The organism is Lentimicrobium saccharophilum, assembly GCF_001192835.1.
In the GTDB taxonomy this organism is placed as follows: Bacteria; Bacteroidota; Bacteroidia; order Bacteroidales; family Lentimicrobiaceae; genus Lentimicrobium; species Lentimicrobium saccharophilum.
The window spans coordinates 555,114-568,437 of sequence record NZ_DF968182.1; the positions used below are offsets into that span (position 1 = coordinate 555,114).

General features: G+C 46.0%; 8 protein-coding genes. 2 read left to right on the plus strand and 6 right to left on the minus strand.

Features of this window, described 5'->3' with window-relative positions; all coding sequences use genetic code 11:
• Positions 1–504: 504 nt before the first annotated feature.
• Positions 505–1,107 (plus strand): hypothetical protein, encoded by a 603-nt coding sequence (locus TBC1_RS01930; RefSeq protein WP_172668803.1) that lies wholly within the window; start codon positions 505–507, stop codon positions 1,105–1,107.
• 185 nt (positions 1,108–1,292) lie between these two features.
• Here TBC1_RS01930 and TBC1_RS01935 read toward each other — a convergent pair whose 3' ends face one another.
• The 3 genes from TBC1_RS01935 to TBC1_RS01945 form a co-directional block, all read right to left on the minus strand.
• The gene (locus TBC1_RS01935) at positions 1,293–2,462 is read right to left on the minus strand and encodes an IS256 family transposase (RefSeq protein ID WP_062037726.1); all 1,170 of its coding nucleotides are present in this window, start codon (positions 2,460–2,462) and stop codon (positions 1,293–1,295) included.
• A gap of 171 nt (positions 2,463–2,633) precedes the next feature.
• A complete protein-coding gene (locus TBC1_RS01940; RefSeq protein ID WP_172668804.1) occupies positions 2,634–4,079 on the minus strand; it encodes a RagB/SusD family nutrient uptake outer membrane protein in 1,446 nt (481 codons plus the stop codon).
• A 19-nt stretch (positions 4,080–4,098) separates the two neighbouring features.
• On the minus strand, positions 4,099–7,089 hold the full coding sequence (locus tag TBC1_RS01945; protein ID WP_062037732.1) for a SusC/RagA family TonB-linked outer membrane protein: 2,991 nt from the start codon (positions 7,087–7,089) through the stop codon (positions 4,099–4,101).
• A 170-nt stretch (positions 7,090–7,259) separates the two neighbouring features.
• Between TBC1_RS01945 and TBC1_RS01950 the strand changes: the two genes are divergently transcribed.
• Positions 7,260–8,759 carry an IS1634 family transposase gene (locus TBC1_RS01950; RefSeq protein ID WP_062037735.1) on the plus strand — a complete coding sequence of 500 codons (1,500 nt, stop codon included), beginning with the start codon at positions 7,260–7,262 and terminating at the stop codon, positions 8,757–8,759.
• Here the strand turns inward: TBC1_RS01950 and TBC1_RS01955 are convergent.
• The 3 genes from TBC1_RS01955 to TBC1_RS01965 all read right to left on the minus strand — a co-directional run bounded on the left by TBC1_RS01955 (position 8,756) and on the right by TBC1_RS01965 (position 13,076).
• A complete protein-coding gene (locus tag TBC1_RS01955) occupies positions 8,756–9,169 on the minus strand; it encodes a carboxypeptidase-like regulatory domain-containing protein (protein ID WP_062037738.1) in 414 nt (137 codons plus the stop codon). The two genes, TBC1_RS01950 and TBC1_RS01955, sit on opposite strands and share 4 nt — an antisense overlap.
• A 121-nt stretch (positions 9,170–9,290) precedes the next feature.
• Positions 9,291–11,714: a glucoamylase family protein gene (locus TBC1_RS01960; RefSeq protein ID WP_062037741.1), complete on the minus strand. Its 2,424-nt coding sequence runs from the start codon at positions 11,712–11,714 to the stop codon at positions 9,291–9,293.
• Positions 11,715–11,729: 15 nt separating this feature from the next.
• Positions 11,730–13,076 carry an MFS transporter gene (locus TBC1_RS01965; RefSeq protein WP_062037744.1) on the minus strand — a complete coding sequence of 449 codons (1,347 nt, stop codon included), beginning with the start codon at positions 13,074–13,076 and terminating at the stop codon, positions 11,730–11,732.
• Positions 13,077–13,324 lie beyond the last annotated feature (248 nt).

Sequence of the window (13,324 nt, forward strand, 5' to 3'; positions counted from 1 at the left end):
AAAAATTTCTCCCACAAATATAGAAGTTTTTATTGCAGGATGCTAATCTTTTTCTGATAAAATGGCGTATTTTTTCATTAAAAGTGTTAAAAATACACTCAGCCGGATGCCGGGTCTGACCCTGACACGTTCCCGATGATTATATATGTATTGACGGATTATTTTTTATAAACAGAAAATTTTCTGTAAGATTGATTTTATTACCTGAAGGAATTATTGCCGGTCAAATTGTATAGTTTTTTGCCATGTTTTTCAGGATTTCTCTTAATTTTGGCTTTTTGTTGTATAAATTCAGTTTGCATACCCTCCGAACAGCTGCCCGTGGATACAGGTTATCGTAAATCCTTTGTTTTTTGCCGGTTATTTCTGGTCTGCTGGGCTTTTTTCTTTTTCTCGCAGGTTATCTTTTCACAGACAGAGTCCGCGGCCCCGTTGCCAGATCTTTCAAATGAGCTGGGGAATAAGTACTATGATGCGGTTGATTATCTGCTCAAAAACCCCTGGATGGCTGATACCTTACTTGAAGAAAAAATCAGGCCCGATCTTGCCTTCAGCGCGGTAATTCCTCAGATGATGCGATACTCAGCGCTTCGTGATCTGGTTGAAGGAGGGGCTCTGCGGACCTTGTATATTCAATCCGGCCGAAAGTATTCCCACTTTTCGACAGGCCGGTTTCAGATGAAAGCGTCTTTTGCCGAACTGGTTGAACGTAACTATTCGCGACAGAAAATGGGGCCTTACAAGTTTATACTGTCAAATACCACCAAAGCCCGGGGTGAGCGGGCCCGCAGGCTGGAGTCTGAAAAGTGGCAGTTGCGTTACCTTGTGATGTTTGTGAAGCTCATGGATAAAAGGTACGCGCACATCAAATGGAAAAATGATGAGGATAAGGCAAGATTTTATGCCACGGCATTTGATGTGGGGTTTAACCGGGATATGCGGACGATAGAGCGGATCATGACCGGTAAGACGCTCAGCAGAAGATCAAAGCAGATTAAATCAAAATACAGGACCGGGGATGTGGCGGTTTGGTTTATGGTTAACGATGGGCATCGTTTTCGTCCGGATCATTCAGGCAGGGCGGCAGCAGGTGCCACGAATGACTGAGTGGACGAAGGATTGGAATTGTTTGATCACCCCAGGTATCCTTCCGATGGTTTTAAAGAATTTAGGTAGTATCCCTTTTTGTGTGTAATGAGTTCTTCTTCTAAATTCAAAGGTATTCATTTTTTTTGTTTCAATTGAGAATGAATGGCAGCGGAACGAAGGCGTAGCCGAAGTGGAGCTGCCATTCATTCTTCCCAGTGAAATTTGTTTTGTTCATAATCAATCTTAGGGATCTTCCTTTGGTATGCTGATCTGGTCATAGCCACATATCCTAAAAGAAGAATAGTGGCATCTGGCCCTGGTAAAGCGCCGCGCATTCTTGTTGTTCGTTTATAGTCTCTGTTGAGCCGTTCTATCCAGTTGGTAGAATAAAGCATATTATGGGTTCTATAATCATATCCGAGGTAGGTGAAATTTAATTTATAGCGGTTATTTTCTCCCATCCTTTTTATCGACGGATAGTATTTCCCCCATTTACTGCAGAATTCTAGCCATCGTTGATATCCTTTCTCAACGGTATCATTGCGATCTCCAGTTCTCAGCACTTCTTTTAAATCTTCTGCAACCAGCGCTTTGTCTTTAGGCTTAATGTGTTTGTTTACATTGCGTTGCAGATGAATTGCACAAAGTTGAATCTCAGTTTCCGGGAACTGTCTCCATATGGAATCCTCAATAGCAGTAAGGCTGTCACATACAATTAACCCAATCTCTTTTAATCCTCTTTCTTTAAGTGACTGTAGCACGACCTCCCAAGCATTGGCACTTTCAGTCGGGAAATTAATTACTGCAAGCACCTCCCGGGTTCGATCGGCCCTGACTCCCAAAATCGTGTAATATCCTTCTTTGCTAACATGGTCAATTCGTCGGGTATAGATAAAGGTAGCATCTATCATTATAATGGGATAATACGGCTCTAAAGGACGTTGTAACCATGTCTGTACATCATTGCGGGCATAGTCGAACATGCGGCTTATCTGACTTGTGCTGTATTCTTTTCCGTAGATATCGCCAAATATCTGGCCTACTTGCTCTGTGGTTAATCCAGCACCATATAAATTAAAGGCAAGTTTGCGGCATTCTTCTTCCTGATCACGTAAAAGGCTTAATAGTATCGGGTAAAACTGCCCGTTTCGGCTTCGTGGCACTCTAAGCTCAATAATTTTTCCCCGACCAAATGTCCTTCGAGGTCTATACCCATTACTCATATCGCCATTTGTGGCGTTATGTTCTTCTCGTTCTGCTCGCATCATTGCTTCCAGGCTGAGCTTCTGTAATTCCTGTAAACCATTCTCTTTTATGGCGATTTCTTCCAAAATCTTTGTAACTTGCTCTTGTGTAAAGTGTAGGTTTTTCATCTTCTAAATTTTTAAGTTTCGCAACCTTAAATTTAGAAAAATCTCACTTTACACACTTTTTGGGATAGTATCAGAATTTACTATTTTCAGGATTAGGATGCAAATGAAAACGGAGAGTCATATGTGTGTGACTCTCCGTTTTCAGGTTATATCCGGCAATGATTACCGGGTTTAATATCCGGGATTTTGTGTCAGGTTACCTTCAGAGAGATCAATCAGTTCCTGCGGAACGGCAAAAACTTCATGCTTCCCGGCGACAAATCCTTTCGAGGCCAGCACCGAAGCAGCTTTGCCGGTGCGCACAAGGTCGAAGAAGCGGTCGCCTTCCATGGCGAGTTCAAGGCGGCGTTCGAGCAATACATCATCGAGGGTAGGTGAGTTGATTTCAGGCAGGTTTACCCTGTTTCTTACCAGCTTCAACGGTTCAACAGCGCCTGAGGCATTTCCCTGCCTGATGCGCGCTTCTGCCTGAATAAGCAGGATTTCGGAAAAACGCAACACACGGATGTTTTGTCCTGATCCGTAAGGGCCAAACAGCTGCTGAGCCGGCGGATAGTAAGCTTTGCCATTGTACCGGGGGGTGCCTTCTATCCCTTCAAGGGAAGGAACTCCGGCAATGATATCCCCGTCGGGGGTGGTATCGCCTTTGTAAAGGATGGTTGCGGCTTTCCTGATCTGGTCTCCTGCGGCGTCGAAGGCGGCAGCCAGGTCATCGGTCGGGATGTTGAACCCCCATCCCCACTGACCGCGTACAGATTGTACTTCAGCATGCTGGGAGAATGATACCCCCCAGTTTCCTTCAATCTGCTGGGCCTGAATCTCAAAAACGGATTCCGGACCATTCTCTGCTGCAACCCTGAATACATTGTAAAAGTTGGATTCAAGACTGTATTTGCCGGAGGATACTACTTCGGTAGCCAGGCGTTCGGCATCGCCCCATCTTTCCATGTAAAGGTAAACCTTTGCCAGCAATCCTTTGGCTGCTCCGGCAGTGGCTCTTCCCTTGTTTGATGCATCATAGGTATCCGGCAGCACAGCCATGGCATCCAGCAGGTCCTGCTCAATGTATTCATAGACTTTTGCCTTAGGGGTTCTGAAGTTGATTTCGGGGCCAACCGGAACAGACAACGGGGTAGGTACATCGCCATATGCCCTCACAAGGTCGAAATAGAGCAAAGCCCTGAGGAATTTGGCCTCACCGATCAGCCGGGTTTTCAACGATTCATTCATTGTAATTGCCGGAATGTTGGTGATTGCCTGGTTTGCTTTGTTGATTCCACGGTATCTGCCGGCCCAATAGTCCTTCAATACAAACTGATTGGGTGTGAAGGCAAAGTTGTCATAGTCGTTGATAAAAGATGCATCGCCTACGGCACTGCCCTTAACGGCATTGTCGGAAGGTACTTCCTGCATAATGATAAACGCAAAGGAAACCATTTCCCATGAACGGAAGTGCGCATAGATTGAGTTGACGGCCTGTTCGGCATGCTCCTGTGTTTCAAAAAAGCCTTCTGCAGGAATGGTATTTTCAGGCTCGAAATCCAGGTAATCCTGGCAGGAACTGAAAAAAACCATTGTCAGCATCAGAAGGGGAACTATCCATTTATTCGCTTTCATAATTTCCTGGTTTATAAGGTTAGAAATTAACATTGACACCAAAATTATAAGTGGCCGACATCGGATAAACATTCAGGTCGATGCCTTGAGAGGTGGGAGAACTGCTGGCGATCTCGGGGCTGAATCCGTTGTATTTGAAAAATGTGAACGGATTGGATGTGTTTACATAAAAACGGACACTTCTTATGCCAAGTTTGGTGACCATCTTCTCAGGAATGGTATATCCTACCTGAATGTTTCTGATGCGCACAAATCCGCCGGGTTCAATGTACCAGGAGTTGGGAAGCATATTGTCGGCAGTGAGGTCGGCTGAGGGGTATTCGTTGGTTGAGCCTTCGCCGGTCCAGCGGTTTTCGTAGAAGTCAAGGTCGTAGTTTTCGTTGCCGAGACGCTGTGCGCGTTTGGCATTATAAATCTTATTACCTCCCTGTGCATAAATGTCCACGCTGAAGTCAACGCCCTTGTATTCGAGGGTGGCATTGAAACCAAACAGGTAGGTCGGCAGCGCACTTCCCAGAAATACACGGTCTTTGGCGTCAATCAGGCCATTGTTGTCCACATCTTCATACTTAAAGTCGCCTGGTTTTGCATTGGGTTGAATCAACACCTCTTCGTTGGTTTCAGGATTGGTCCATGTGTAATTGTTTATATCATCTTCGTTCTGGAAGATTCCAACCACATTGCGGCCGTAATAGGACCCAATGGGCTCCCCGACAATGGTATAGGTTGAGAAAAATCCTCCTACCGGAAGATTTCCGCCAAAGAGTCCGAGCGTGCCTTCAAGCAGCTCTTTAACCTCGTTTTTATTGTAGGTAAAGTTGGTGTTGAAGGAGTAATTGAAGTCACCGGCTTTGTCGGTCCATCCGAGTGTTAGTTCAATTCCCTGATTCAGGAAATCCCCGTTATTCTGAAGGTAGCTGCCCGAGGTTCCGGCAGTAGCCGAAAGGGTAGTCGGGAAGATGCCGTCAACGGTTAGCCTGTGATAATAATCCAGTTCGAACGATAACTTGTTGCCGACAGCCAGACCTTCAAATGCGATGTCAAACTCCTTTACTTTTTCCCATCTCAGGGTTGGAGGTACCGCGCTGGTGATGTTGGCGCCTTCGGCAATCACCACATTGCCACCCTGTCCGAAGGCTGTTGACAGTTCGCCGCCTTTGGCTATGGTAAGGGTGTAAATGTTTGCGGGAATCCGGTTGTTGCCGGTAACACCCCAGCTGGCCCTTAACTTAAGGAAGTCAAAAATGCTCTGATTTTGCATGAAATCTTCATTAGTCATCACCCAGCCAAAACCAACAGACGGAAAAAGGTCGAAGCGTTCGTCGGAGGGGAAAACTGAGCTGCCGTCATATCGCAGTGTTCCGGTAAACAGATATTTATCCATGTAGTTATAAGTAGCCCTTCCGAAATAGGACAAAGCCGTGATTTTTGAGCCATAGTCTCCTGAGTTGGAAGTTGTCTGATCTCCGAAACCCAGATACAGGGATTGATCTCCATAATTTTCAACCCCACTGCGGCTGCCTGAAAGACCAAGGTCGCGGAATTCCTGGGCTGAGATGCCTGCCATCGCAGTTACTTTATGCTTTCCGAAGGTGTTCTCATAGGTAAGGGTATTGTCCCAGAATCCGTCTGTTGAATAATTCATGGAGCGGCTCAGGGTGCGGTTGGTGTCAACCTGTGTTTCCGATACTACATAATAAGGCGTATAGCTACGGTTCCGGTTGCTGCCGTAATCTATACCGTAGGAGGTCTTCAGCTTGAAATGCTCAAGAATCTTGAGTTCGGCAAAAGCGCTGCCCAGAAAGCGGATGCCATTTGACCGGCTGTTGAAATAATACAGTTGCGCGGCCGGGTTGGAGAAATTGCCCAGGCTGCCAGATCCCATCGGATTGAAGGTGCTGTCATTCAGTTTAGCCGTGAAAACAGGAGGCGCAACGTATGCATTGTAGAAAACGCCGGGAACATCTTTGAATTTATAAGTCGATAAATTTGCCGAATACCCGACCTTCAGGTTTTTCATTACCTCAGATTCGAGCGATGACCTGATATTGATCCGGTCATAGTCATGTCCCTTCACCAATCCTTCCTGCATAAACCAGGAAGCGCCGAAAGTGTAAAGACTTTTGGCCGAACCACCCATTACACTGATATCATGGCTCTGGGTGAGGGATTTTTCGCGCAGGACCTCATTATACCAGTCAATTTCATCAGGATAATCGGCAGGGTCGATAGGGGTAAAAGTGCTTCCGGAAGCTTCTGCAAGCAGTTTGTTCTTTTCATTAACAAGGTCAATATATTGCACTCCCTTAGCAAGTTCAAACTTGTTGACTACCTTCTGAAAACCGGTGTAACCCGAATAGGAGATTCTCGCTTCGCGGCTCTGGCTGCGCTTGGTTGTCACAATAATAACCCCGTTGGCTGCGCGCACCCCGTAAATGGCCGATGAAGAGGCATCTTTGAGGAAAGTGATGTTTTCGATGTCGTTGGTGCCCAGGTAGCTGATGTCGTTGGTGAGGATACCGTCGACAACGTAAAGCGGCGAAGAACTTGAGGAAACGGTTCCCAGTCCGCGGATGCGGATAACAGGTGAACTGCCCGGCGAACCACTGTTGGTTACCTGCACCCCGGCTACTTTACCCTGGAGGGCTTGTGCGGGATTGGCTACTGCCTGATACGCCAGGTCCTTGGCCTTTACAGTTGTAATAGATCCCGTGAGGTCCATACGCTTGGCCGAACCGTAGCCGACCACCACCACCTCATCAAGCATGCTGGCGGATGAGTTCAGGGATACGTTTATTGTGGTGCGCCCCTGCACAGGAATTTCCTGGGTCTCCATTCCCACAAAACTGAATATCAGTGTTGCCGTGGAAGGAACCTCAATGCTGAAACGCCCTTCAATATCAGTGGAGGTGCCACTGGTAGTCCCTTTTACAACTACAGTTACGCCCGGAAGGGTTTCTCCGTTAGAGGCATTCTTGACCTGCCCCGAAACCCTGACCTGCTGTGCCATCGCTGCCGGGATTATCCCCAGCGCGAGTATCAGAATAAAGAGTAGTTTAATTTTTCCTGACTTCTGACACTTTTGGCAATTTCGGAAAATCAGTTTTACAAGTATCACATTACTAATTATTTACTAATACAAAATGATGAAAATACCGCACTAACGGCTATTTTTGTGGTATGTATTCGGTAAGAAAGGTTAAAACCAAGTCTGGCTCTACCGCTGTTCAGGTAGTTCAGTACGTTGGACATCGGTCCATAATTGCCAAGCATATAGGCAGTGGAAAAGACGAGACCGAAGTGACTATTCTACGAAAGAAGGCTTTTGAATGGATTGAAGAGCAGTCTTCTCAATTATCTTTATTCCCGTCAGAAAAACAGAAGGTTTTAGTTGTAGAAAGAGGTGAGTGCGTAAAAGTTAGCCATCTATTTGCATATCATTTTCTTATGAATTGTATGGATGAATGTGGGTTGTCCCATCTGCCTCATCTTTTATTGGATTTAGCCATTATGAGGTTAATTGAGCCCGCCTCAAAATCTCGTTCTGTTGAGCTTCTGGATTACTATTTTGGGATAAAGTATTCTCAGCGCTTCTATCGCAACATTCCCAAGTTTATCGATTATAAAGTAGAAATTGAGCATTGCGCCTACAATGTTGCTAAGACTAAATTTAACGAGCCCTTCTATTTTGTCCTGTATGATGTAACAACGCTCTATTTTGAGTCTTTTAAGGCTGATGAGTTCAAGAGTCAGGGATTTTCCAAAGACAACAAATCTCAGCAACCACAGGTTGTAATCGGCCTGCTGGTAACTCAGTCTGGATTCCCATTAATTTCAGAGGTTTTTGCAGGCAATACCTTCGAAGGAAAAACAATGATGCCTGTTATTGAAAAATTTATCTCGGAGCACCCTTACTCCAAACCGATTATTGTGGCAGATGCAGCAATGCTTGATGAAGAAAGATTAATAGAACTTCGTAAAAGGGGGATATCCTATATAGTAGGAGCCAGATTGTCTAACGCAAGCTTAACATTGGTAAAAAAGATCAATGCCAAATTGAGTGGGAATCCAGGTACGATTGAACGATTTGCTTCACGACATGGGGACTTAGTTTGTGATTTTTCGCTCAAACGATATAAGAAGGAATCCAATGAATTAACAAAACAGGTTCAAAAAGCTGAAGAGCTGGTAGCCAAGCAGTCTTGCAAAGTAAAAACGAAATTTATCAGAAAGGTTACTAAAGAGAGAATCGAATTAAATACAGCATTGATAGAGAAAAGAAAGCTATTACTTGGTATAAAAGGGTATTGTACCGATTTATCAGAGAATGAACTACCCAGTAAAATTGTTATTGACCGATACCACCAGCTGTGGCATGTCGAACAATCATTTCGAATGAGTAAGTTCGATTTGCAAGCACGACCGATTTATCACCAAAACCATGATGCGATTAAAGCGCATGTCCTAATATGCTTTGTAGCGCTAATAGCTGAAAAATACCTTCAATTGACTACAAAACTATCTCTAAGAGAGATCCGGTTCTTGCTATGGAATATTACAGAAACGCACATCCAGGATAACCTGACTAAAGAAGTGTTCGTTTTCCGATCGCCAATGGGAGATGTTTTAAAAAGCAATCTTGCAGAACTTATTTTAAAGTGGAATTTACTACCGCACTAAATGTCAGAAGTCAGGGCCAGGTCCTTGGCCTTTACAGTTGTAATAGATCCCGTGAGGTCCATACGCTTGGCCGAACCGTAGCCGACCACCACCACCTCATCAAGCATGCTGGCGGATGAGTTCAGGGATACGTTTATTGTGGTGCGCCCCTGCACAGGAATTTCCTGGGTCTCCATTCCCACAAAACTGAATATCAGTGTTGCCGTGGAAGGAACCTCAATGCTGAAACGCCCTTCAATATCAGTGGAGGTGCCACTGGTAGTCCCTTTTACAACTACAGTTACGCCCGGAAGGGTTTCTCCGTTAGAGGCATTCTTGACCTGCCCCGAAACCCTGACCTGCTGTGCCATCGCTGCCGGGATTATCCCCAGCGCGAGTATCAGAATAAAGAGTAGTTTAATTTTTTTCATTTGGTTCTGTTTTGGTTGTTGGTTCGTATTGGTTGTTTAACCTGGCTGTTTAGTGATAAAGATTGATTTACCTCAGGAAATGAAAAGCCTCCTCCTTTCTTTAAAATTATTAGAAAACCAATTATTGAATAATAAGTTTGTGTGCCGACCTGTGATTTGTACCGTTTATTGTTAAAAAATACATGCCCTTTTTCAGGTTGCCGGTTCCAATATTACAGGACGCTTCCCCGCTGTTCTGGTATGTTAAGGTTAGCGGAGAGGTAACTTTTTTGCCGGTAATGTCAAGGATGGAGATGGTCAGCAGATCGGGGATGTATAGTTTTATTGTGATACTGAAATGATCCTGATTCACAGGATTGGGGTAAATCCGGATCTGATCCTGATGTGGATCAATTTCCTGACTGCCGAATGGATCCGGCACGAACCCGATGGCTTCAAGCATCGGGGCAATTTCGGGATTTGCCATAAAATTGTTCCAGAGCAATTCCGAGCGGTGGTTTTCAATCATCACAATTATGGGGCCCTGGTCAATGGCAAGGTAAGAGGTGGCCCACCAGTTCCGGCTCTGGTTAAAGGCGTCGTAAAAGCCCATCCATCCCCAGGTTTTTGCTCCCAATTCCCTGTAAAAATGTTTCAGTGCACCCAAAGACTCAACCGGCGTATAAGGCATGGATGAAAGCGCGGCAGTGGGTGTTATGGTTCCGTTGTCACGGCCCTGAACGGGCTCGTGGGCCATATAGCCGTCCGGATCGTCACTGGCTGTAAGACCCCAGCAATTGGGGCCATAGCCGGCATGTCCGAGTGGGTTCTGCGTGCAGTATGCCCTGTGGATCAGAGTATGATTGCGGTTCAGGTTAAAATAATTGGTAAACTGATCTTTGATATTGCGCGGATCGAACCCCAGGAAAGAATAATGGGCAAAAAAGAGTGGACCGCCCCTGTCCCATCCGACATCGAGCGTATATCCATAGAAAGACCTTCCGTTTCTGTAATACGACATACCCGCCCAGCCGTTATTCCAGTATGATGCCGGCACCGCATGGGTGGGTGAGGCAATGGCCAGCATGTAAATGATTGCAGCTTCGTTCCAGCCCCTTACCTGCATATTCATCTGCCAGCCATAATCCGGCGACCAGTGCCAGTACAGTACGCCTGAATTGTTTCGGCTGTACCAGTTCCATTCCACCGATTCCCAGAGGGCAGTTATCCTGGATACAATTTGTTGTTCTTCAGGTGTTGACAGGTTAAAATATTGCCGGGCTGTCAGGAGCCCCTGTATAAGGAAGCCGGTTTCAACCAGGTCGCCGCCATTGTCGAATTCACTGAAAGGCACGGTGGCGCCTGTATTCCCGTTGAGCCAGTGCGGCCAGACACCGTGAAAGCGGTCGGCATTTTCGAGAAATGAAATGATTTTTAACACCCTGTCAATTCCCTGCTGTCGCGTGATATAGCCCCTCTCAATGCCAGCAAGCAATGCCATAATGCCAAAACCCGAACCGCCCGTGGTAACAACATCGCCCGATGAGTTTCTTTCCCTCGCCATCCCCGATGCAGGGTGGGCAAAATCGTAGAAATACCGGAAGGTATATTCCTGAACCATATCCAGCAGTTCATCGTCTGAAAAAATTCTGGTAGATGATGATGCCGGTACTGACGGAACCGAGGGCTCATTGGATGCATTCAGCGCCCTGACGCGATACGACGCACTTACCTGTGTGCCCAGGGGCCTGACCCAGTCGACATACCGTGTAGTGTTATTATCGGTTACATAGACTGTCTGCCAGGAATTCCCGCCGTCAGAGGACCGTTGTACTTCATATCCGTTGATAAAGGGTTCGGGATTCGGGAGCCACCCGATCTCAATATGGCTGTCGTAACCCGCTGCCGTTACCCCTGAAGGCTGGGATGCCGGTGGCGATGTGCCATCTCCCTTGAAAACCCTCATGTCATCAACCAGCAGGGTATGGATTACATTATCGGTGATACCCTGTGAAAAGCCTATGGTTTTAATCCTGGTAAAGTCGACCGGATCACCGTAATTCAGGAACATGCTCATAGGTATGGCCACCCTGTTCCAGACGCCCGGGGCCAGGTTGCTGCACCAGGCGGAAAAACTGTGTTTGGTGGTTTTAACATTGCTGACATCCTCCATGAAAACGCGCGGAAGATTACTGCTGTTCAAACCTTCAACCGATCTGAGCCAGAAAATCAGTGTATCGGTGTTTGTCAGATTTTTATCCGTCCAGTTTAATCCTGCAGCAATGGCTATCCAATCACCACCGGCAACGGATTTCCATTTAAGCCGCAGGCAGTTGGTCCCCTGAACAGCAGGAGTATTAACCTCAACCGGAAACCGTCTCAGTTCACTGCCCATTCGCTCAAGTTCGCTTGGGGCGGTTAACTCCATCCAACTGAATTCATAATAGTCCCCTGAAGGGCTGTCCTGAAAATACAGATATGTCTGGGCAGTGGCAGAATTGCAGAAAAGCCCCGTCATCAGCAGGAGGGTAAATGATATAAGTTTCCGGTTGAGGGTGTGTTTCATAGCTGCATGTTTTGATTATTTTCTGATTTGTGCGCCTCTGATGGCATAGAAGAAGATATACAGGTAACAGATGGCCGGGACAATAAATGCCCAGGTGTAGCCAAAATTGTCAGCCACGCCTCCCATAATGGGCGGAATAATAGCTCCGCCAAGGATGAGCGAGTTGATCAGACCTGAAGCGCTGCTGAGTTCTGCATTATCAAGGTCTTTAACCGCCAGCGAGAAAATATTGGGAAACATAATTGAATTGAAAAGACCGATTGAAATTATGGTCCACAGCGCGACATTCCCTGTGGTAAAAGTGGTAAGCAGGTCGAGTGCTGCGGCAACCAATGCAAAAATGGCCAGGGTTTTTGCAGCTTTACCTGTTCCGATCTGCATGATCAGGAAGTTGGCAAAGGCAACCCCAAGAAAAACGCCTCCGATATTCCAGTTCCATCCGGTGACAAATGCGCCGGAAACAAGTGCGAGTATCAGAACAGGGATGGCATAAGTGATTTTCTTTGAAACGCTGATGCCTGAGAACATAAATGAGCCAAAGAATCGGCCAACCATGGCTCCGCCCCAATAGATGGCGGCATAGGTTGAGGCTTCTTCACCGGTCATCATCAGGGATTTCTTGAGATAATTCACGATCAGACCTGCATTTCCTACTTCAGCACCAACGTAGGTAAAAATGGCCAGAGCGCCCAGCACAACATGGGGATATTTGAGAATGCTTTTCTTTTCTTTCTTTTCAGCGGCAATCACCGGGAGTTTGATCGACATCAGAATTACGGCCACGAGGATAACGCCGATTCCCATGATGATAAATGGCAACGGTACTTTTTCAGCGGCTTCCAATGCATAGTCAGGACTCAAAGGGTTTAATCCCCTGAAAATTGCCACGGAGATCAGCCAGGGGGCGATCATGGTGGCGATGGAATTCAATGCCTGGGTGAGGTTGAGGCGGCTTGAAGCCGATTTTTCAGGGCCGATCGCAGTGACATAAGGATTTGCAGCAACCTGCAGAAAAACAACTCCTGTAGCCAATACAAAAGTGCCTAGCAGAAAAATAGGGAACGATGGGAGCCTGGATGCAGGTATGTAAATAAAACTACCCAGTGCCATCAGGACCAATCCGGCAATGACCGTTGACTTGTACCCGATCCGGTCTATCAGTTTACCCGTGGGGATTGACATAATCGGATAAGCAATAAAAAAAGCGGAAGCAAGTAGCTGGGCCCCGAACTCCGAGAGGCCGAAGATTTCCTTGATGGGGGCTGACAACGTAACAATAAATGTTGTTGCAAATCCAAAAATGAAAAAAATGGCTCCAAAGGCAGACATTCCTACTCTGAAACTGTTGTCCTGTTTACTCATAAAAATTTAGTTTTAGGTGAATTTGAATCTGTATGCTGAAACACCTGTGCCGAATACAGATGCCAGGCGGTAAATTCATAAAGTTAATACAATTTCCCGAACGGGAGTTTCCGATCCATTTTTTCTCTTTTGAAATTGCATAGGGGCAAATTCATTGACAAATTAACAGATCTGCTTTTATGATGAATTAAATTTAGTAACCCGAGCTTTGTAAAGGGTAAGCTTTGTTTGTGTATTTGGTACACTAA